The sequence below is a fragment of the Aeromonas diversa CDC 2478-85 genome, from assembly GCF_000819805.1.
Taxonomy (GTDB): Bacteria; Pseudomonadota; Gammaproteobacteria; order Enterobacterales; family Aeromonadaceae; genus Aeromonas; species Aeromonas diversa.
Window position 1 is genome coordinate 80,948 of record NZ_CDCE01000025.1, and the last position, 20,961, is coordinate 101,908.

General features: G+C 65.6%; 14 protein-coding genes. 12 read left to right on the top strand and 2 right to left on the bottom strand.

Going from position 1 to position 20,961, the window contains the following annotated elements; translation table 11 throughout:
* Window positions 1-49: 49 nt before the first annotated feature.
* The 4 genes from BN1121_RS08435 to BN1121_RS08450 all read left to right on the top strand — a co-directional run bounded on the left by BN1121_RS08435 (window position 50) and on the right by BN1121_RS08450 (window position 4,799).
* Entirely contained in the window at window positions 50-1,267 is a 1,218-nt protein-coding gene (locus tag BN1121_RS08435; protein ID WP_005358472.1) for a YgeY family selenium metabolism-linked hydrolase, read from the top strand.
* Window positions 1,268-1,344: 77 nt separating this feature from the next.
* Complete coding sequence (gene hydA / locus BN1121_RS08440; protein WP_005358465.1) at window positions 1,345-2,763, top strand: dihydropyrimidinase; 1,419 nt, start codon at window positions 1,345-1,347, stop codon at window positions 2,761-2,763.
* Window positions 2,760-3,692 carry a carbamate kinase gene (gene arcC, locus BN1121_RS08445; RefSeq protein WP_005358462.1) on the top strand — a complete coding sequence of 311 codons (933 nt, stop codon included), beginning with the start codon at window positions 2,760-2,762 and terminating at the stop codon, window positions 3,690-3,692. The genes hydA and arcC overlap by 4 nt, the downstream gene beginning before the upstream one ends.
* A 183-nt stretch (window positions 3,693-3,875) precedes the next feature.
* Window positions 3,876-4,799 (top strand): DMT family transporter, encoded by a 924-nt coding sequence (locus tag BN1121_RS08450; RefSeq protein WP_043158000.1) that lies wholly within the window; start codon window positions 3,876-3,878, stop codon window positions 4,797-4,799.
* Between the two features lie 68 nt (window positions 4,800-4,867).
* On the opposite strand, the gene yqeB is transcribed toward BN1121_RS08450, so the two are convergent.
* Complete coding sequence (gene yqeB / locus BN1121_RS08455) at window positions 4,868-6,460, bottom strand: selenium-dependent molybdenum cofactor biosynthesis protein YqeB (RefSeq protein WP_005358454.1); 1,593 nt, start codon at window positions 6,458-6,460, stop codon at window positions 4,868-4,870.
* 26 nt (window positions 6,461-6,486) lie between these two features.
* Complete coding sequence (gene yqeC, locus BN1121_RS08460; protein ID WP_005358451.1) at window positions 6,487-7,320, bottom strand: selenium cofactor biosynthesis protein YqeC; 834 nt, start codon at window positions 7,318-7,320, stop codon at window positions 6,487-6,489.
* A gap of 64 nt (window positions 7,321-7,384) precedes the next feature.
* On the opposite strand from yqeC, the gene BN1121_RS08465 reads away from it, so the two are divergent.
* The 8 genes from BN1121_RS08465 (at window position 7,385) to BN1121_RS08500 (ending at window position 20,818) form a co-directional block, all read left to right on the top strand.
* Complete coding sequence (locus BN1121_RS08465) at window positions 7,385-7,984, top strand: NTP transferase domain-containing protein (RefSeq protein WP_268744128.1); 600 nt, start codon at window positions 7,385-7,387, stop codon at window positions 7,982-7,984.
* Between the two features lie 274 nt (window positions 7,985-8,258).
* Window positions 8,259-11,366: a putative selenate reductase subunit YgfK gene (ygfK, locus tag BN1121_RS08470; RefSeq protein ID WP_043597656.1), complete on the top strand. Its 3,108-nt coding sequence runs from the start codon at window positions 8,259-8,261 to the stop codon at window positions 11,364-11,366.
* Window positions 11,367-11,368: 2 nt separating this feature from the next.
* Window positions 11,369-12,691, top strand: coding sequence for a putative aminohydrolase SsnA (ssnA, locus tag BN1121_RS08475; protein ID WP_005358445.1), 1,323 nt, complete (start codon window positions 11,369-11,371; stop codon window positions 12,689-12,691).
* Window positions 12,692-12,746: 55 nt separating this feature from the next.
* Entirely contained in the window at window positions 12,747-13,526 is a 780-nt protein-coding gene (gene ygfM / locus BN1121_RS08480) for a molybdopterin-dependent oxidoreductase FAD-binding subunit (RefSeq protein ID WP_005358443.1), read from the top strand.
* Complete coding sequence (locus BN1121_RS08485; protein ID WP_200861046.1) at window positions 13,523-16,402, top strand: molybdopterin-dependent oxidoreductase Mo/Fe-S-binding subunit; 2,880 nt, start codon at window positions 13,523-13,525, stop codon at window positions 16,400-16,402. The genes ygfM and BN1121_RS08485 overlap by 4 nt, the downstream gene beginning before the upstream one ends.
* Window positions 16,403-16,546: 144 nt before the next feature.
* Window positions 16,547-17,986 (top strand): nucleobase:cation symporter-2 family protein, encoded by a 1,440-nt coding sequence (locus BN1121_RS08490; protein ID WP_005358437.1) that lies wholly within the window; start codon window positions 16,547-16,549, stop codon window positions 17,984-17,986.
* The gene (guaD, locus tag BN1121_RS08495; protein WP_005358436.1) at window positions 17,983-19,299 is read left to right on the top strand and encodes a guanine deaminase; all 1,317 of its coding nucleotides are present in this window, start codon (window positions 17,983-17,985) and stop codon (window positions 19,297-19,299) included. The genes BN1121_RS08490 and guaD overlap by 4 nt, the downstream gene beginning before the upstream one ends.
* Window positions 19,300-19,459: 160 nt before the next feature.
* On the top strand, window positions 19,460-20,818 hold the full coding sequence (locus tag BN1121_RS08500; RefSeq protein ID WP_043597660.1) for an NCS2 family permease: 1,359 nt from the start codon (window positions 19,460-19,462) through the stop codon (window positions 20,816-20,818).
* The last annotated feature ends 143 nt before the right edge of the window (window positions 20,819-20,961 follow it).

Genomic DNA, 20,961 nt, shown 5'->3' on the forward strand with positions numbered 1-20,961 from the left:
GTCGGCGCCCTGTGCTGGCGCCGCCGGTTGACAAGCGTTGGAGATGACGATGAGCAAGCAAATTCCGTTTGAAATGGTGCTGGAGCAGGCCCACAAGTATCGCGCCGAGATGAGCGCCTTCCTGCGCGACATGATCGCAATCCCGAGCGAGAGCTGCGATGAGGAGCGCGTGGTGCTGCGCATCAAAGAGGAGATGGAGAGGGTCGGCTTCGACAAGGTCGAGATCGATCCCATGGGCAACGTGCTCGGCTATATCGGCCACGGCCCGCACCTGATCGCCATGGATGCCCACATCGATACCGTGGGGGTCGGCAACATGGCCAACTGGACCTTCGATCCCTATGAGGGGATGGAAGATCACGAGATCATCGGTGGCCGCGGCGCCTCGGATCAGGAGGGGGGCATGGCCTCCATGGTCTATGCGGGCAAGATCATCAAGGATCTGGGGCTCGAGGACCAATACACCCTGCTGGTGACCGGCACCGTGCAAGAGGAAGACTGCGATGGCCTCTGCTGGCAGTACATCATAGAGCAGAGCAAGATCCGCCCCGAATTCGTGGTCAGTACCGAACCCACCGATTGCAACATCTACCGCGGCCAGCGCGGACGCATGGAGATCCGGGTCGAGGTGCAGGGGGTGAGCTGCCACGGCTCGGCGCCCGAGCGCGGCGACAACGCCATCTTCAAGATGGGCCCCATCCTCGGCGAGTTGCAGGCGCTCAGCCACCACCTCGGCCATGACGACTTCCTCGGCAAGGGGACCCTGACCGTCTCCGAGATCTTCTTCACGTCGCCAAGCCGCTGCGCCGTGGCCGACAGCTGCGCCGTCTCCATCGACCGTCGCCTCACCTGGGGCGAGACCTGGGAGGGGGCGCTCGACGAGATCCGTGCCCTGCCGGCGGTCAAGGCGGCCGGTGCCGAGGTCTCCATGTATCAGTACGATCGCCCGGCCTACACCGGCCTGGTCTACCCCACCGAGTGCTACTTCCCGACCTGGAAGGTGGAAGAGGATCACATCACGGTCAAGACCCTGGCCCGCGCCTACGAGGGGCTCTTTAACAAGAAGCCGCTGATCGACAAGTGGACCTTCTCCACCAACGGCGTCTCCATCATGGGCCGCCACGGCATTCCGGTCATCGGCTTTGGCCCGGGCAAGGAGCCCGAGGCCCACGCCCCGAACGAGAAGACCTGGAAGGATCACCTGGTGAAATGCGCCGCCATGTATGCCGTGATCCCCCTGCAATACCTCAGCGAGCTCGAGGGCTAGGCCCTCTTGAGCAACATAGGGCGCCAAGCCCTCTTGCCCCGCGGCGCGCCCGCGGGGCGTTGTGACAGGAGTCAGGGATGAGACGACTCATCATCAATGGCACCCTGGTCGACGAGGCGGGGGAGTATCGCGAGGATCTCCTCATCGAGGAGGGGGTGATCCGCGCCCGGGGGACCAGTCTGATGGCCCCCGGTTGCGAGGTGATCGACGCCGCCGGCTGTTACGTCATGCCGGGGGGGATCGACGCCCACACTCACTTCAATATCGACGTGGGGATCGCCCGCAGCTGCGATGACTTTTACAGCGGCACCCGGGCCGCCGCCTGTGGCGGCACCACCACCATCATCGACCACATGGGATTCGGGCCGGCGGGGTGCAATCTGCACCATCAGCTGGCCCTTTATCATGAGTACGCGGGTGGTCAGGCGGTGATCGACTACGGCTTTCACGGCGTGGTGCAGCACGTGGACGACGCCATCCTCCATGAGATGGCCAGCATGGTGGAGGCGGGGGTGAGCAGCTTCAAGCTCTACCTCACCTACCAGTACAAGCTGGGGGACACAGACGTGCTGCGGGCGCTGACGCGCCTCAAGGAGGTGGGGGCATTGACCGCGGTCCACCCGGAGAATGACGCCGCCATCGCCGAGCGGCGCGCCGCCCTGCTCGCCGCCGGTCACACGGCCCCTTACTACCACGCCTTGAGCCGCCCCCTCGAGTGTGAGGCCGAGGCCATAGGGCGCATGATCAACCTGGCCCGGCTGGCCGGGGATGCCCCCCTCTATATCGTCCACCTCTCCAACGGCCTGGGGCTCGATTACCTCAAGCTGGCGCGCCGTCAGGGGCAGCCGGTGTGGGTCGAGACCTGCCCCCAGTATCTGCTGCTCGACGAGGCCTGTTACTTCCGCGAAAACGGCCTCGACTACCTGCTGAGCCCGCCGCTGCGCCCCCGCAGCGAACTCGACAAGCTCTGGGTGGGCGTGACCGCGGGGGATATCGACACCCTGGCCACCGATCACTGCAGCTTCTCCCACGCCCAGCGTCTGGCCCTGTCGCGGGGGGACTTCAGCCGCTGCCCCAACGGGTTGCCGGGGGTGGAGAACCGCCTCCCTCTGCTCTTCTCCGAGGGGGTGATGACGGGGCGCATCACGCCGTCGCGCTTCGTGGCGCTGACCAGCGCCAACCCGGCTCGCCTGTTTGGCCTCTGGCCGCGCAAGGGAAGCCTGAGTCTCGGCGCCGACGCCGATCTGGTGGTGATCGATCCTAGGGGCGAGCAGCTGATCGAACACCAACATCTGCACGATAACGCCGACTACTCCCCCTACGAGGGGATGCACTGCCGCGGCCTATTGCGCCTCACCCTGAGTCGGGGCGAGGTGGTGGCCCGGGAGGGCGAGTTTGTCGGCAGGCGCGGGGCGGGGCGCTTCCTGGCCCGCGATCCCTTCAATGCGGCCTTGGCCCCCGTGGCCGGGTCATCCCAACAGAGAGGCGCAAGATGAAACAGAGAATCGTGGTGGCGCTCGGCGGCAATGCCCTGGGCAACAACCTGCCCGAGCAGATGAAGGCGGTGCAGGGGACGGCGCGGGTCATCGCCCGCCTTATCGCCGACGGGCACCAGGTGGTGCTCACCCATGGCAATGGCCCCCAGGTGGGGATGATCCAGCAGGCGTTCGAGGTGGCGGCCCGTCACGACCCCAAGGCGCCGCACCTGCCCATGTCGGTCTGCGTGGCACTGAGCCAGGGCTATATCGGCTATGACCTGCAAAACGCCCTGCGCGAGGCGCTGCTCGAGTTGGGTCTGCCCACCCCGGTGGCGACCCTGGTGACTCAGGTGGAAGTGGATAAAAACGACCCCGCCTTTTTCGATCCGAGCAAGCCCATCGGTGGCTTCTTCAGCAAGGAAGAGGCCGAAGCCCTGATGGCCAAGGGCGAGCGGCTCAAGGAGGACGCCGGCCGCGGCTATCGCCGGGTGGTCGCCTCGCCCAAGCCGGTCGACATCATCGAGAAAGAGACGGTGTGCGCCCTGCTGGCGGCCGGTCAGGTGGTGATCACCGCCGGCGGCGGTGGCATTCCCGTGCTGCGTGAGGGCAACCACCTGCGCGGGGCGAGCGCCGTCATCGACAAGGATTGGGCCAGCGCTCGCCTGGCTGAGCTCATCGATGCGGATCTCCTCATCATACTGACGGCGGTGGAGAAGGTGGCCATTAACTTCGGCAAGCCCGATGTGCAGTGGCTCGATCGCCTGAGCGTCAGGGATGCAGCCAGCCTGATTGAGCAGGGGCACTTCGCCGCCGGCTCCATGCTGCCCAAGGTGGAGGCGGCGGTCTCTTTTGCCGCCTCCCGGCCGGGGCGCGAGTCCCTCATCACTCAGCTTGAGAAGGCGGCCGAGGGGATCGCCGGCAAGACCGGTACCCTGATAAGTCAGTAGGGTCGAGCAGCCTGTATCACCCGGGGGCCGTCGGCCCCCTTTTTGTTAACTGGCGCAAGGGATTGGCAGACGGGAAGCCTATGCCTGCCAGTTCTTATCCGCGGTGGGCAGGGGGGAGGCAGAGGAGTAAGATGGCGCCCCGAATGGCGGCCGCCCCGGCCGCAGCAGCAACAAGGCAGCACAATGAGTAGCAAGTTGAACATGGCGGCGCTGGGGGGACTGGTCCTGCTCACCGCCATCTGGAGTTACAGCTGGATCGTGATGAAGCAGGTGATGCTCTACGCGGGGGCGTTCGAGTTCACCGCCCTGCGCTGCCTGTGCGGATCCCTGGTGTTGCTGCTGGTGCAGTGCCTGCGCGGGCGCCGTTATCTCAGGCCCACCCCGTTTCGCTATACCCTGGCCATCGCCCTGTTCCAGACCTGCGGCATGGTGGGGCTGGCCCAGTGGGCGCTCATCAGCGGCGGGGCGGGCAAGGTGGCGATCCTGAGTTACACCATGCCGTTCTGGGTGGTGATCTTCGCGGCGCTCTTTCTGGGGGAACGGATGCGCAGGCTCCACTATCTGGCGGTCGGCGTGGCCGCCTGCGGCCTGCTGTTGGTGATCGAGCCCTGGCAGCTGCATATGGATTCCATGCAGAGCGCGCTGCTGGGGATTGCCTCCGGCATCTGCTGGGGGATCAGCGCCATCATCGCCAAGCGGATGTATGTCCGCCACCCGTCGGTGGATCTCATGTCCCTCACCACCTGGCAGATGATCTACGCCACCCTGGTGATGGCGTTGGTGGCGGCCCTGGTGCCGGAGCGCCCCATCGACTGGCAGCCTTATGTGTTTGGTGCGCTCGCCTACAGCGCCATCTTCGCCACCGCGCTGGCCTGGAGTCTCTGGCTGTTTGTGCTGAAAAAGCTGCCGGCGGGGATTGCCAGCCTCAGCACGCTGGCGGTGCCGGTGAGCGGCGTGCTGCTCTCCTGGTGGCTGCTCGGCGAAAACCCGGGGCCGGTGGAGGGGAGCGGTATCGCCCTTATCGCGCTGGCGCTGGTGGTCATCAGCCGCAAGGGCAAACGCTCCCCGGTGTCGGTGGCGGGAGAGACCCGCGTCAAGCACGGCTAAGCCGACTCGAGGAACGAGAATGGAAAAGGGCCCGCCATCATGGTGGGCCCTTTTGTTGGCGCGCTGACTTATCTGCGCTGGGCCAGATGCATCATGGCTTCGAGCACGGCGCCGGCGATGGCGCGGGCCTTGTCCGAGACGGTGGTGAAATCGGCGCGCTCGCCGCGCGGATCTATGTCGCCAATCTTGAAGCCGGGGGTGACGGCGATGCCGTCAGAGAGCAGCCCGCGCACCATGCCGGAGAGCGGCGCGAAGACAGGGGTCGCACCGACCCGGGCGATCGGGTCCCCCTCCTTGACCAGATCCCCGAGGCGGCAGAGCCCCTCCATCACCCCCTCGACCGGGGCCCTGAGTACCCTGCGCTCGGAGTGGCCGTCGATAACGCCGGGAATGCCGGTGTTGGGCTGGGCATAGCCCTGATAGATGACCCGGCCCAGGTGGTGGCCCCGGTTGGTCTCGATCACGGCGTCGCAGTCGCGCCCCGCCTCGAAGCCCGGGCCGAGGGCCACCGTGATGGGGGCCATCTCCCTGTGGGTGCCGAGGTTTTGCTTGGCGAGGATGGCGTCGACCACAAAGCGCGGCTTGAGCTCGGTCAAGCTGTGGCACTCGGGGTCGGCCAGCACGGGTATGATGCCGCGCGCCAGGGTCTCGAGGGCCTGCTCCGGGCTGTCGACCCGCTCGGCGCGCACCCCTTCCACCTCGGCGTGGCCGTCGAACATGGCCTGGGCGAAGGCGACGCTGCGGCGGATCACCGTCGGGCGCGGCAGATCCAGCATGGCCACCTTAAAGCCTGCGTGGTGCAAGCGCAGGGCCACCCCGGTCGCCATGTCCCCCGAGCCGCGGATCACCACCAGCTTGTCACGGGTCAGGCGAACATCTTCTTGCAGCAAGCCGACGGGCTTGCGGTTTTTCACCTGCAGCAGCTCGGCCAGAATGCTGATGGCGATCTCCTCCGGGGTCTCGGCCCCTATGTTGTAGCCGATGGGGGCGTGCAGGCGTTGCAGCTGCTCCTGGCTCACCCCTTGCTGGCGCAGGGCCTGGGTGAAGGTCTGCACCTTGCGTTTGCTGGCAAGCAAACCCAGGTAGGCGAGGGGGCGGGTGATGAGGCGCTCGAGGGCCTCCTTGTCCTGATGGTTGGTGGCGATGATGACAAAGTCGGTCGGCTCGATGGCGAGCGCCTCGATGGCGGCGCTCATGGTTTCGCCATGGCGCAGATGGGTGCCGGTGGGGAAGATGTCGGGATTGAGGCTCCCCTCGAAGCAGTCCCCCACGTGGATGTCGAAGCCGAGCGGCGCGGCCGCCTGGGCCAGGGCGCGGTTTACGTGGCCGGCACCGATCAGCACCAGGCGCGGGCGCAGGCCGTAGACGTCGATATAGACCGACATGGCGCCGCCACAGTCCGAGCCCACCGCATGTTCCCCGTTGCGGGCCATGCGGCCGTGATAGATGCGGGACTTGCGCTCGGCGATGGCCTCGATGGCCTCCTCGATCACCTTGCGCTCCACCATGCCGCCCCCTATGGTGCCGACGATCTGGCCGTCGGCCTGGATCAGCATCTGGGCCCGGTGGCGGGGGGTCGAGCCGCGGCTCTCGATGATCTGGGCCAGGGCGAAGGGGACGTTCTCCTGCTCCAGCCGGGCGGCGTGTGCAAACAGATTCATAGCTACCTCTCTGACGGTGGCCGCCGCTAGGGCGTCGAGTCGGCCACATGGGAGACCGAGTAGCGGATGGCGACAGGCTCGCGTACCGCTCCCAGCCAGATGGCGTGGAGTTCGGGATGACGCCCCAGCAGGCTCGCCAGCTCGCGCTCCCACGCCCTCTCATTTTGATAATTACCGTTGATAAGCCAGACCCGTCTGGCCTGGGTTGGGGCTCCCTTGAAGATCCCCTCAGGGTGATCGAGCAGGCCATCGAGCAGGGCGAGAGTGAGTGGTTGCCCCTCCTTCAGGCCAGTCACGGCCTGTACCTGCTCCCAACGGTGGATGTGCTCTGGCCCCGCCGGGGCCTCGATGCAGGGCGCGCCCGTGAGGGCGATGACCCAGTCGCTGGCAGAGGGAATGCAAGGTTCGTGCAACGCAGGCAGCTTGAAGAGGCGACCGCGCGCCCCGTCGGCCTCGACCAGGATGAGGTCGAAATGCCCCTGCGCCTTGAGTCGGTCGAGGGCGGCGGGGGAGGGGCCGCTCACCTTTTCCCCCTCGCGGGCGGCGAACAGCGCCGTGATGCCGGGAGCTATGGCGGCCACATCACTCGGGCGAGCGCCCATCCCATCGCCAACATGCTCCCCGATGATCAGGGTGTCGTATTGATCCGGGGTGGGCAGGTACATACGGGTGGTGGTGGTGATCAATACCCTGAGGCCGGTTTGGGCAAAATGGCGTGCCAGCCAGAACAGGGTGCTGGTCTTGCCACCGGCACCGCACAGGGCGATAAGGGATGAGGGGCCAGAATTTCTATTTACCAATTGGCCGAGCAGGCGTTCAATATCGGGAAAATAGCCGGCTGATAAACAGGGATTTCCCATTATGATCACCCCGATAAATAGTGACGAGACGGATAAACCACACCCGCTGCCCTGTGACTGTGTCATGACGGCGGCGGGATTATCCTCCCGCATGGGGGAGTGGAAAATGATGCTACCGTATCGCGGGGGAACCTTGCTTGATGCGAGTCTCAAAAATGCCCTCTCTGCCTGCCAGCGGGTGATATTGGTGGTAGGTCATCGGGGGGATGAGCTGCTGCGCCGATATGCGAGTCATGAGCATATCGAGGTGATCGAGAATCGCGACTACCTGGCCGGGTTGGCCGGCTCGGTGCAGCTGGGGGTGGCCGCCTGCCAAAGCGAGCATCTCTTCATCACCCACGGGGATCTCCCCTGCCTCTCCCGCCCCCTGTTCGAGGCGCTATGGCGCCAGAGGAGTGAGCAAACACTCCTGCCCAGCTACTGTGGCGAGGCCGGCCACCCTGTGCTGATGCCCCGTACGCTGGCCGGCGAGCTGGCCCGCGCCGAGCTCACCGGCCCGGTGCGCCGCTGGCTGCTCTCTCATCCCCACCGCCATGTAGAGCTGGCGTGGCCGGAGATCCTGCTGGACGTGGACACCCCGGCGGCGTACCGCGATCTGCTGGCCAGAGAGGGGCGCGCAGCAGCGGCCCCAGAAGATGGAAAAAGCATGAATATTCATCTTTAACCGGATAAAGGGCGTATCAAAGTGATAGAAAATACCCCGCATTTGATACGCTCCGCCCCCTGATAAATACACGGCCACGCAATTGATATTTGCTCTCATTTTCATTGGTCAGCCAGGCCTGAATTTGAGGGGGATTAATCTGATTTGGCTCACGAAATGATGGCCGACTCTATTTGATAGGCGGTCGCTGGCCTGAATGTTGCTCTCCTTGCTCGTATAGACCTCCAGTGAGGGAGGCCTCTCTTATTACGATGTCTGCAGCAAGGAGATCACCATGGGCGATATTATGCGACCCGTTCCCTTCAAGAGCCTGCTTACCCGGATCTTCGAGGAATATAAAAAGAGCCACGCTATTTTCGGTATTCCCGCCAGCGAATTTTATCGCAAGCAGGATGAGCGCAAGATCCAGGTCTTCGGAGAGAGTTGCGAGACGCCCATCGGCCCGGCGGCCGGCCCCCATACCCAGCTGGCCCAGAACATAGTGACCGCTTGGCTCACCGGCGGTCGCTTCATGGAGCTCAAGACGGTGCAGATCCTCGATCGCCTCGAGCTGGACAAGCCCTGCATCGACGCCGAGGACGAGTGCTTCAACACCGAGTGGTCCACCGAATTTACCCTGCAAAAGGCCTTCGACGAGTACCTCAAGGCCTGGTTTGCCCTCCACCTGCTGGAGGCCATCTTCGACCCCCGCCTCGGGGGTGAGGCCAAGTCCTTCATCTTCAACATGAGCGTCGGCTACAACCTCGACGGCATCAAACAGCCCCCCATGCAGCAGTTCATCCACAACCTGATGGAGGCGGGCCAGCATCCCAAGTTTGCCGAGTACCGTCAGGCGCTTCATGAGCAGCTCGCCGATCAGGCCTTCCTCGACAGCATGGGGCTCGGGGTGCGCCGCGCCGCGCTGGCGCAGATGGTCGATGCCATCCCCTCGCGCCTGGTGCACGGGGTGACCCTCTCCACCATGCACGGCTGCCCGCCAAACGAGATAGAGGCCATCTGCCGCTACATGCTGGAAGAGAAGGGGCTCAACACCTTCGTCAAATTGAACCCCACCCTGCTCGGCTTCGAGCGGGTGCGCGCCATCCTCGACGGCTGCGGCTTCTCCTATGTGGGGCTCAGTGCAGAGTCCTTCGATCACGATCTCAAGCTGGATCAGGCCAAGGCCATGCTCGCCCGGCTGATGGCGCTGGGCGAAGAGAAGGGGCTCACCTTCGGGGTCAAGCTCACCAACACGCTCGGGACGATCAACGGCAAGGGGCGCCTGCCCGGCAACGAGATGTATATGTCGGGGCGTGCCCTGTTCCCGCTCTCCATCAACGTGGCCGCCGTGCTGTCGCGTGCCTTCGACGGCCGCCTGCCCATCTCCTACTCGGGGGGGGCCAGCAAGTTCAACATCCGCGACATCTTCGAGACCGGCATCCGTCCCATCACCATGGCGACCGATCTGCTCAAACCCGGTGGCTACCTGCGCCAGCGCGAGTGCCTGGCCGAGCTCGACGCCTCCGACTGCTGGGGCATGACCCGGGTGGACGTGGAGAAACTCGAGACCCTGGCGGCGCGCGCCCTCACCATGGAGTACACCCAGAAGGGGTGGAAGTCCGAGGATCGCATCGAGGTGGGCGCCAGCCTGCCCATGACCGACTGCTATGTGGCCCCCTGCGTCAGCGCCTGCGCCATCCATCAGGACATCCCCGAGTACATCCGCCTGATGGGAGAGGGACGCCATGTGGAGGCACTCGAGCTCATCTACGAGCGCAACGCCCTGCCCGCCATCACCGGCCACATCTGCGATCACCAGTGCCAGTACAACTGCACCCGTCTCGACTACGACAGTGCCCTCAACATCCGCGAGCTGAAAAAGGTGGCCCTGGAGCTCGGTTGGGAGGGGTACAAGGCGCGCTGGCACAAGCCGGCCGGCAGCGGTGACAAGCACCCGGTCGCCGTGATTGGTGCCGGCCCCGCCGGCCTCTCCGCCGGCTACTTCCTGGCCCGCGCCGGCCACCCGGTCACCCTGTTCGAGCGCGAGGCCGACGCCGGTGGCGTGGTCAAACACATCATCCCCGCGTTTCGCATCCCGGCCGAACTCATCGAGCACGACATCGAGTTCGTCGCCGCCCACGGGGTCAAGTTCGAGTTTGGCTGCGACCCCGAGCTCACCGCCGACAAGCTGCACCAGATGGGCTTTACCTACGTCTTCGTCGGCATAGGTGCCGACAAGAACGGTGGCCTGCGCCTGGAGGGCGACGGGGATCGCATCCACAAGTCGTTCAACTTCCTGCGTAGCTTCAATCAGGGCAAGCCCCTGCCGCTCGGCCGCCACGTCGGGGTGATCGGTGCCGGCAACACCGCCATGGATTGCGCCCGCGCCGCCCTCAAGGTGCCCGGGGTGAGCCAGGTGACCGTCATCTATCGTCGCAGCGAGAAGGAGATGCCCGCCTACCGTGAGGAGTACCTCGAGGCGCTGGAGGAGGGGGTGGCGTTTCGCTTCCTCACCAACCCGGAGCGTTTCGACAAGGATGGCAGCCTGACCGTGCGCACCATGGCCCTCGGCGAGCCCGATGCCAACGGACGCCGCCGCCCGGTGCCGACCGAGCAGACCGAGGTGCTGCATATCGATGCCCTGATCACCGCCATCGGCGAGCAGCCCGACCACGAGGTGCTGCGCCGCATCGGGGTGCCCCTTGGGGAAGATGGCTGGCCCGAGGTGGATGGGCGCACCGGCGAGACCCGTCGTCGCAACCTCTTCCTCATCGGTGACGTGCAGCAGGGACCCTCCTCCATCGTCGCCGCCATCGGCACCGCCCGCCGCGCCACCGATCTGGTGCTGGAGCGCGAGCACCTGGCCCGTCAGGCCCATACCCCGGATCTGGCCGTGGCCGATACCGGTGACATCTACCGCCGCAAGGGGAGTATCGCCGTCACCCTGGTGGACAAGGATGAGCGCAGCGCCTTCGTGGCCCAGGAGGCCCATCGCTGCCTCGAGTGCAACACCCTGTGCAGCAAGTGTGTGGACGTCTGCCCCAACCGCGCCAACGTGGCCATCCCGGTGCCGGGCTTCAAGGACAAGTTCCAGACCCTGCACCTGGACGCCTACTGCAACGAGTGCGGCAACTGTGCCCAGTTCTGCCCCTGGCAGGGCAAGCCCTATCAGGACAAGGTCACCATTTTCAGCTTGCCCCAGGACTTCGAGCAGAGCCATAACCCCGGCTTCTACATTGACGGGGCGGCCCTCTCGGTGCGTCAACAGGGCGAGACCTATCGCCTCGCCATCGACGAGGCGGGGGCCATCGATCGCATCCCCGCGGGCCTCGAGGAGATGTGCCGCATCATCACCCGGGTGCACCAGCATCATTCCTATCTGCTGGGCAAGGTGGAGGAGTAATCATGCTGATCCTAAAGAACGTCACCGCCGCCGAGCTGCACCCCTCCCGCATCCGGGAGGGGGTCGACATCGCCATCGAGGGGGATCTCATCAAGGAGGTGGGCAACCACCTCTGCGCCCGCTACCCGGATGCTCCCTACCGTGAGATGGGCGGCAAACTGGTGATGCCGGGCATCGTCTGCGCCCACAACCACTTCTACTCGGGGCTGGCGCGAGGGATCATGGCCTCTATCCCCCCCTGCCCGGACTTTATCTCCACCCTGAAGAACCTCTGGTGGCGCCTCGATCGGGCGCTCGATGAGGAGTCCCTCTACTACAGCGGCCTCATCTGCTCGCTCGAGGCGATCAAGAGCGGCTGTAGCTCGGTGATCGACCACCACGCCTCGCCCGCCTTTATCGGCGGCTCCCTGAACGTGCTGCGCCGTGGCTTCATGGAGGCGGGGCTGCGCGGCATGACCAGCTACGAGACCACGGATCGCAACGGGGGGTTGGCCGAGCTGCGCGCCGGGGTGGAGGAGAACATCGCCTTCGCCCGCCAGCTCGATGCGGATCGCCAGAAGGGCGAGCCCCACCTGATGGAGGCCCACATCGGTGCCCACGCCCCCTTCACCGTGCCCGACGAAGGGCTCGCCATGCTACGCGAGGCCAAACAGGCCACCGGGCGCGGCCTGCATATCCATGTGGCCGAAGACAGCTATGACCTCTCCCACGGCCACCACCACTATGGCAAGGAGCTGATCGCCCGCCTCGACGGCTTCTCTCTCATCGACAACAAGACGCTGGTGGCCCACGGCATCTACCTCTCGCCCGAGGATATCGCCCTGCTCAACGAGCGCGACGCCTTCCTGGTGCACAACCCCCGCTCCAACATGAACAACCATGTGGGCTACAACCAGCGCCTGGCCGACTACCGCAACCTGGCACTGGGGACCGACGGCATCGGCGCCGACATGTTCGAGGAGCTCAAGTTCGCCTTCTTCAAACACAGGGATGCCGGCGGCGCCCTGTGGCCCGACAGCTTTGCCCGCTTCCTCGCCAACGGCAACACCTTGCTCGAGCGCAACTTCGGGGCTCGCTTCGGTCGTCTCGAGGCCGGCTACAAGGCCGATCTCACCGTCTGCGACTATGGGGCGCCGACTCCGCTCGAGGGGGCCAACCTGCCCGGCCATCTGGCCTTTGGCCTGGGCGCAGGCAGCGTCACCGACGTCATGGTGGAGGGGCGCATGGTCTACCAGGACCGGGCCTTCCCCTTCGATACCGCCCCGATTTACGAGCAGGCGCGCAAGGCCGCCCGCCGGCTGTGGGCACGGATGGACCAATTGTGACCGTCGGGCCCCGACGCGGGGCCCACGCCAACAGGACTCACGAAAAGGACAGACCATGATCGAACAACTCTTTCGGCCCGAGCAGATCGGGCAGGCCATCGAGCTCAAGGCCCGTTTCGGCAGCGAGGCGGTCTACATGGGGGGCGGTAGCAAGCTCAACGCCACCCCGACCCGCACCCGTCGCACCATCGCCATCCTGCTCGACAAGCTGGGGCTAAATCGCATCGAGTGGCAGCAGGGGGCCCTGCATCTGGGCGCCACCTGCACCCTGCAGGCCATCCAGGATCACCCGGACACCCCGCCCGCGCTGACCGAGGCGCTGGGCTTTGTCTACTCCCGCCACCTGCGTAACCAGTCCACTCTGGGCGGCGAGCTGGCCAGCCTCACCCACGACTCTGTGCTCTATCCGGTGCTGCTGGTGCTCGAGGCGCGCCTGCTGCTGGAGGGGGGCGAGACCCTGAGCCTGGAGGCCTATCTGGCCGGGCGGCGCGATAAGTTGGTGCTGGCGGTGCTCTTGCCCGAGCCGACTCTCACCTGCGCCACCCGCCGCATTCGCCGCAACGCCGATGGCCTCGGGGTGGTGACTGCCGCCGTGGCGTTGGATAAGGAGGGCAGGGCACGCATCGCCCTGGCCGAGGTGGAGCGTGCGCCGCGCCGCCTGCACGACGCCGAGCGCGGGGCCCTGGCGCCCGAGGTGCTCGAGAAGATAGTGGCCGAGCTTATCCAGCCCGAGTGCGATCTGGCCGGCAGCCGCGAGTACAAGCGATACATCACAGGGGTGGTGGTGGCCGATCTGCTGATCGACTGCCAGCAGAGCATGGGAGGTCAGGCATGATGGAACTTAACTTCACCCTCAACGGCGCCCTGCGCACCGTGATGGCACCGGTAGGCAAGAACGCCCAGCAGATCCTCTTCGAGCAGTGCCGCATGCACTCGGTGCGCAACAGCGACGACGGCTTCGGCTTCGCCGGCTCCGACGCCATCCTGTTCAACGGCCGCATCGTCAACGCCTCCCTGCTCATCGGCGGCCAGCTCGACGGCGCCGAGATCCGCACCGCCGAGTCCCTCGGCAGCTGGAACCAGCTCAGCCTGGTGCAGCAGGCCATGGTGGACGTGGGCGTGGTGCAGTCGGGCTATAACGACCCGGCCGCCGCCCTGATCCTGACCGATCTGCTGGCACGCCACCCCAAGCCCTGCCGCGCGCAAATCGACGACGCTCTCTCCGGGCTGTTCCACCGCGACAGCGGCTACCAGCAGTTCTATCAGGCGGTGGAGCTCGCCGCCGCCCGCATGGACGATCCGGACTACTTCAGCCCCATCGCCCCCGAGTTTCGCGATGATCTGCGCCACATCGGCAAGCAGTGTCCCAAGCTCGATTCGGCCAAGATGGTGCAGGCCAAGCCCTGCTACGTGGAGGACAGGGTCACCGAGGATGCGCTGGTCATCAAGATGCTGCGCAGCCCCCATCCCCACGCCCTCATCACCCGGCTCGATGTGAGCCGCGCCGAAGCCCTGCCCGGTGTGGTGCACGTCATCACCCACCTGAACTGCCCCGAGGTCTACTACACCCCGGGTGGCCAGACCGCCCCCGAGCCCTCGCCGCTGGATCGCCGCATGTTCAGTCGCAAGCTGCGCCACGTGGGGGACAGGGTCGCCGCCGTGGTGGCCGAGAGCGAGGCCATCGCCCTGGCCGCCCTGGCGCTTGTCGAGGTGGAGTATCAGCAGCTCCCCGCGGTGATGAACCTCGATGAGGCGATGGCCCCCGGCGCCCCCGTGGTGCACGACGAGCCCATCGTCTACATGGCCGGCGCCCCGGCGGATCTGGAGGCGCAAAATGCCAACGCCGTGCGCCGCGGCGACGAGCACATGATCATCAACTTCCCCATCGGCGCCCGTCCCCACGAGAACCTGGCCGCCAGCGTGCACGGGGAGCTGGGCGATGTGGACCGCGCCTTTGCCGAGGCGGATCTGGTGCTCGAGCGCACCTATGAGTCGACCCAGGCCCAGCAGTGCCCGACCGAGCCCCATATCTGCTTTACCTACATGGACGGCGATCGCCTGGTGATCCACGCCTCGACCCAGGTGCCCTGGCACGTGCGCCGCCAGGTGGCCCGCATTGTCGGCATGAAGCAGCATCAGGTGCACGTCATCAAGGAGCGGGTCGGCGGCGGCTTTGGCTCCAAGCAGGACATCCTGCTGGAAGAGGTGTGCGCCTGGGCCACCCGGGTCACCGGTCGTCCCGTCACCTTCCGCTACACCCGTGAGGAGGAGTTCATCAGCAACACCTCGCGCCACGTGGCCAAGGTAACCGTCAAGCTGGGGGCCAAAAAAGATGGCACCCTGACCGCGGTCGAGATGGATTTTCGTGCCAACACCGGCCCCTACGGCAACCACTGCCTGACGGTGCCGAGCAACGGCCCGGCCCTGTCGCTGCCCCTCTATCCGTGCGACAACGTGCGTTTTCGGGTGCACACCTACTACAGCAACATCTGCCCGACCGGCGCCTATCAGGGTTACGGGGCGCCCAAGGGGAACTTCGCCCTCACCATGGCCCTGGCCGAACTGGCGGCCGAGCTCGGCATCGATCAGCTCGACATGATCGAGCACAACCGGGTGCACGAGGGGGATACCCTCAAGGTGCTCGGCGCCATCGGCGAGGGCAAGGCCCCCACCTCGGTGCCCACCGCCGCCAGCTGCGCCCTCGAGCCCATCCTGAAGCAGGGGCGCGAGCTGATCGGCTGGGACAGTCCCAAGGTCGCCGAGGGTGACTGGCGCATCGGGCGCGGGGTCGCCATCATCATGCAAAAATCGGGGATCCCCGATATCGATCAGGCCAACTGCATGGTGAAACTGGAATCGGACGGCACCTTTATCGTCCACTCCGGCGGCGCCGACATCGGCACCGGCCTCGATACCGTGGTGGCCAAGCTCACCGCCGAGGTACTGAGCTGCCCGGTGAGCGACGTGCACGTCATCTCGGGTGACACCGACCACGCCCTGTTTGACAAGGGGGCTTACGCCTCGTCGGGCACCTGCTTCTCGGGCAACGCCGCCAAGATGGCCGCCGAGAACCTCAAGGAGAAGATCCTCACCCACGGGGCCGCCATGCTGGGCGAGCCGCTGGATCAGGTGGAGCTGGTCTATCCGGGGCTGGTGCGCGGCCAGAGCGGGGAGGTGACCCTGGGGGATCTCGCCCACAAGGGGGAGAGCGGCACCGGTTTTGGCATACTGGTGGGCACCGCCAGCTATATCACCAGCCAGCTCGCCTTCCCCTACGGGGCCAACTTCGCCGAGGTGGCGGTCAACGTGCGCACCGGCGAGATCCGCGTCGACAAGTTCTATGCCCTGCTCGACTGCGGCACGCCCATCAACCCCGAGCTGGCCCTCGGCCAGATCTACGGGGCAACCTTGCGCGCCATCGGCCACACCCTGACCGAAGAGCTCTGTTACGATCGCCACGGCATTCCGGTGACCCGGGATCTCAAGCGCTACGGGGCGCCCAAGATAGGGGACATACCGCGCGATTTTCGCGCCTTCCTGGTACCGAGCGATGACAAGGTCGGCCCCTATGGCGCCAAGTCTATCTCCGAGATCGGGGTCAACGGCGCCGCCCCCGCCATCGCCACCGCCATCCACGACGCCTGCGGGGTCTGGCTGCGCAAGTGGCACTTCACGCCGGAGCAGATCCTGCGTGAGCTGGGCCGGTTCTAGCCGGTAGCGGGTACACGGGGGGCATTCGCTCCCCGTCCCTGACCACGGCGGGCAGCCGTCCGCCGTACCTGACAACGGGGCCCAGGCCCCCAAGATCGAATCCGGGGCCGGACGGACGGGCCCCGGCGGGAGAGGACAGATATCATGTCTGCATCGACACCCAGGCATTCGGATCTTATCTACGAGCTGGAGGAGAAGCCCCCCTTCTCGCAGACCCTGATGGGGGCCGTGACCCATCTGCTCGCTATCTTCGTTCCCATGGTGACCCCGGCGCTCATCGTCGGCGGCGCCCTGGGGCTCGCCCCCGAGACCACCGCCTATCTGGTCTCCATGGCCATGATCGCCTCGGGTGTGGGCACCTGGTTGCAGGTGCACCGCTATGGCCCCATCGGCTCGGGGCTGCTCTCCATCCAGTCGGTGAACTTCTCCTTCGTCACCGTCATGATTGCGCTCGGCAGTGCCATGGGCAAAGAGGGGCTGGGGGAGGATCAGATCCTCTCCACCCTGCTCGGGGTCTCCTTCGTCGGCGGCTTTCTGGTGATGGGCTCGTCGTTTGTACTGCCCTATCTGCGGCGGGTCATCACCCCGACCGTGAGCGGCGTGGTGGTGCTGATGATTGGCCTTAGTCTCATCAAGGTGGGGATCGTCGATTTTGGCGGCGGCTTTGCCGCCATCGAGAGGGGCACCTTCGGCCATCTCGAGAACCTCGGGCTTGGGCTGCTGGTGCTGTGCGTCATCATCGCCTTCAATTGCAGTCGCAACCCCTTGCTGCGCATGAGCGGCATCGCCATCGGCCTGCTGGTGGGCTATGCGGTGGCCCTGATGCTGGGCAAGGTGGACTTCAGCCCGCTGCAAAACCTGCCCTTGGTCACAGTCCCGGTACCGTTCAAGTACGGCTTCACCTTCGATCTCTACGCCTTCCTGCTGGCCGGCACCATCTATCTGCTGAGCGTGCTCGAGGCGGTGGGGGACATCACGGCCACCGCCATGGTCTCGCACCAGCCCATCCAGGGGCCCGACTATCAGAAACGCCTGTGCGGCGGCGTGCTGGCCGACGGCCTGGTCTCGGTCATCGCCTCGGCGCTGGGATCTCTGCCGCTCACCACCTTCGCCCAGAACAACGGGGTGATCCAGATGACCGGGGTGGCGTCGCGCCACGTGGGCAAGGTGATCGCCCTCATCCTGGTGCTGCTCGGCCTCTTCCCCCTGGTGGGGCGCTTCTTCACCACCATACCGGCACCCGTCATGGGCGGGGCCATGACCATCATGTTCTCCATGATCGCCATCGCCGGCGGGCGCATCATCATCAGCCACGGATTCAGCCGGCGCGAGAGCCTGATCGTCGCCACTTCCCTCGGCCTCGGGCTCGGGGTCTCCTACGATCCCAACCTGTTTCGGGTACTGCCGGACGGCATCTATATGCTGGTGGAGAACCCCATTTGCGTCGGCGGCATCACCGCCATCATCATGAATCTGGTGCTCCCCGCCAGCCGACGGGCCAGGGCACGGCAACAGAGTGGAACGGTCACTGATGAGGCCGATTTACCCCTCTCTTCAGTCTCAAACGACAGGACGACCCCATGAGATACGACAATTCGGTCAAGGCGGTGCGCGGCAGCTTCTTTCACATCACCCGGGTGGTGACGGATCCGGCCGAGATCGAGGCCAACACCCAGTTTGTCGAGGATGGCCTGCTCATCATCCGCAACGGCTGCATCGACTGGTTCGGCGAGTGGCGGGACGGGCGCGATCTGGTGCCTCCCACGGTGCGGGTGCGCGACTATCGGGGCAAGCTCATCGTCCCCGGCTTCGTGGACACCCACCTGCACTACCCCCAGAGCGAGATGGTGGGTGCCTATGGAGAGCAGCTGCTGGAGTGGCTCAACCACCACACCTTCCCGACCGAGCGGCGCTACAACGATCTCGAGTATGCCCGCGAGATGTCCACCTTCTTTATCAAGCAGTTGCTGCGTAACGGCACCACCACGGCCCTGGTGTTTGGCAGCGTCCATCCCCAGTCGGTGGATGCCCTGTTCGAGGCGGCCAGCCGCATCAACATGCGCCTCATCGCCGGCAAGGTGATGATGGATCGCAACGCCCCGGACTATCTGCTCGACACCGCCGAGAGCAGCTATCGCCACAGCAAGGCGCTGATCGAGCGCTGGCACGGCAACGGGCGCCTGCTCTATGCGGTGACCCCGCGCTTCGCCCCCACCTCGACCCCGGCGCAGCTGGAGGTGGCCAGCGCCCTGCGACAGGAGTACCCCACCACCTATCTGCAAACCCACCTCTCCGAAAACAAGGACGAGATCGCCTGGGTCAAGTCCCTCTATCCCGACCACAAGGGCTATCTCGACGTCTATAACAGCTTCGGCCTCACCGGCCCCAACTGCGTGTTTGCCCACTGCATTCACCTGGAAGAGGCAGAGTGGGACTGCCTGCAACAGACCGGCTCGACCATCGCCTTCTGTCCCACCTCCAACCTCTATCTGGGCAGCGGCCTGTTCCAGATGGACAAGGCGTGGAGTCGCCAGATCCAGGTCGGCATGGGCACCGACATCGGGGCCGGCACCACCTTCAACATGCTGCAGACCCTCAACGAGGCCTACAAGGTGGCCCAGTTGCAGGGGCTTCGCCTCTCGGCGTTCCACTCCTTCTACCTCGCCACCCTGGGCGGGGCCCGCTCCCTCGGGCTGGACGATCGCATCGGCAGCTTCGCGGTGGGCAAGGAGGCCGACTTCGTGGTGCTCGACCCGGTCGCCACCCCGATGCAGCAGCTGCGCTACGACAACTCGACCGCCCTGCGTGACAAGCTCTTCGTGCTGCTCACCCTGGGGGACGATCGCACCATCTACCGCACCTATGTGGATGGTCAGTTGGTGCACGAGCGCGGCTAGACCCGTTTCGGGCAGGGGAGACCCTGCCCTTTTTCCATGGCCAGGTATCCGTCAGGCGAGTGATGGCGGTGGCGCCCTGCGCGCAAAAACCGGCCGCCACAGTGAGGAACCAACCCACACAGGGTGAAGGAGTACCGTTATGTCAAATGCAAGTCGCAGGATGGAGGCGGCCCCGGCCAAGACGCCGGTCGCCGACTCGGGGCTCGATCGTTTCTTCAAGATAAGCGAGCGCGGGAGCAGCGTGCGCCAGGAGGTGCTGGCCGGGCTCACCACCTTCCTCGCCATGGTCTACTCGGTCATCGTGGTGCCGGGGCTGCTCGGCAAGGCGGGCTTTCCTCCCGGTGCCGTGTTCGTGGCCACCTGCCTGGTGGCCGGGGTGGGGTCGCTCTTGATGGGACTGTGGGCCAACCTGCCCATGGCCATCGGCTGCGCCATCTCGCTCACCGCCTTTACCGCCTTCAGCCTGGTGCTGGGGCAGCAGATCCCCATTCCGGTGGCGCTTGGCGCCGTCTTCCTGATGGGGGTCATCTTCACCGCCATCTCGGTGACCGGGGTGCGCAGCTGGATCCTCAATAACCTCCCCATGGGGATCGCCCACGGCACCGGCATCGGCATCGGCCTGTTTCTGCTGCTGATTGCCGCCAACGGGGTCGGGCTGGTCATCAAGAACCCCCTCGAGGGGTTGCCGGTGGCCCTCGGCGGCTTCACCACCATGCCTGTCATGATGACCCTGCTGGGGCTGGCCATGATCTTCGGCCTGGAGCGGCTGCGAGTGCCGGGCGGGATCCTGCTGGTGATCATCGGCATCTCGGTGATCGGCCTCCTCTTTGATCCGTCGGTCAAATACCAGGGGCTGTTTGCCATGCCGACCCTGGCCGACGCGCAGGGGCACTCCCTCATCCTCAGCCTCGATATCATGGGGGCCCTCTCGCCCCTGGTGCTGCCAAGTGTGCTGGCCCTGGTGATGACCGCCGTGTTTGACGCCACCGGCACCATTCGTGCCGTGGCCGGGCAGGCCAACCTGCTCGACCAGGATGGCCACATCATCAACAACGACAAGGCGCTCACCTCCGACTCGGTGAGCAGCATCTTCTCGGGTCTGGTGGGGGCCGCCCCGGCCGCCGTCTATATCGAATCGGCCGCCGGCACCGCCGCCGGGGGCAAGACCGGGCTCACCGCTACCGTGGTGGGCGCCCTGTTCCTGGTGATGCTGTTCCTCGCGCCGCTCTCCTATCTGGTGCCGGCCTATGCCACGGCGCCGGCCCTCATGTATGTGGGGCTCCTGATGCTGAGCAACGTCACCAAGCTCGATTTTAGCGATCTGGTGGGGGCCATGTCGGGGCTGCTGTGCGCCGTCTTTATCGTGCTCACCTGCAACATAGTGACCGGCATCATGCTCGGCTTCAGTGCCCTGGTGATAGGCCGCATCTGCGCCCGCGAGTGGCACCTGCTCAACCCGGGCACCGTCATCATCGCCATCGCCCTGGTGGCCTTCTACGCCGGTGGCTGGGCCATCTAGCCCCGGTCACCGAGACGAGCCCGGCACCCGCCGGGCTCTCATTTTGATAGGGGCGACTACCAGTTTGATAGGGGAGGGGCCAAGCGCACTTCGCGCGTTCGTGGCGGTGGCGCCCGGTGGCGGGGTCAGATGGGATCCCCTTC

Bases quoted from the DNA above. Each gene is read 5' to 3' on its own strand.
- yqeB (WP_005358454.1), bottom strand. From the start codon at position 6,460: ATGAATCTGTTTGCACACGCCGCCCGGCTGGAGCAGGAGAACGTCCCC.
- ygfK (WP_043597656.1), top strand. From the start codon at position 8,259: ATGGGCGATATTATGCGACCCGTTCCCTTCAAGAGCCTGCTTACCCGG.
- hydA (WP_005358465.1), top strand. From the start codon at position 1,345: ATGAGACGACTCATCATCAATGGCACCCTGGTCGACGAGGCGGGGGAG.
- BN1121_RS08465 (WP_268744128.1), top strand. From the start codon at position 7,385: ATGACGGCGGCGGGATTATCCTCCCGCATGGGGGAGTGGAAAATGATG.
- BN1121_RS08435 (WP_005358472.1), top strand. From the start codon at position 50: ATGAGCAAGCAAATTCCGTTTGAAATGGTGCTGGAGCAGGCCCACAAG.
- ygfM (WP_005358443.1), top strand. From the start codon at position 12,747: ATGATCGAACAACTCTTTCGGCCCGAGCAGATCGGGCAGGCCATCGAG.
- BN1121_RS08500 (WP_043597660.1), top strand. From the start codon at position 19,460: ATGGAGGCGGCCCCGGCCAAGACGCCGGTCGCCGACTCGGGGCTCGAT.
- ssnA (WP_005358445.1), top strand. From the start codon at position 11,369: ATGCTGATCCTAAAGAACGTCACCGCCGCCGAGCTGCACCCCTCCCGC.
- arcC (WP_005358462.1), top strand. From the start codon at position 2,760: ATGAAACAGAGAATCGTGGTGGCGCTCGGCGGCAATGCCCTGGGCAAC.
- yqeC (WP_005358451.1), bottom strand. From the start codon at position 7,320: ATGGGAAATCCCTGTTTATCAGCCGGCTATTTTCCCGATATTGAACGC.
- BN1121_RS08485 (WP_200861046.1), top strand. From the start codon at position 13,523: ATGATGGAACTTAACTTCACCCTCAACGGCGCCCTGCGCACCGTGATG.
- BN1121_RS08450 (WP_043158000.1), top strand. From the start codon at position 3,876: ATGAGTAGCAAGTTGAACATGGCGGCGCTGGGGGGACTGGTCCTGCTC.
- BN1121_RS08490 (WP_005358437.1), top strand. From the start codon at position 16,547: ATGTCTGCATCGACACCCAGGCATTCGGATCTTATCTACGAGCTGGAG.
- guaD (WP_005358436.1), top strand. From the start codon at position 17,983: ATGAGATACGACAATTCGGTCAAGGCGGTGCGCGGCAGCTTCTTTCAC.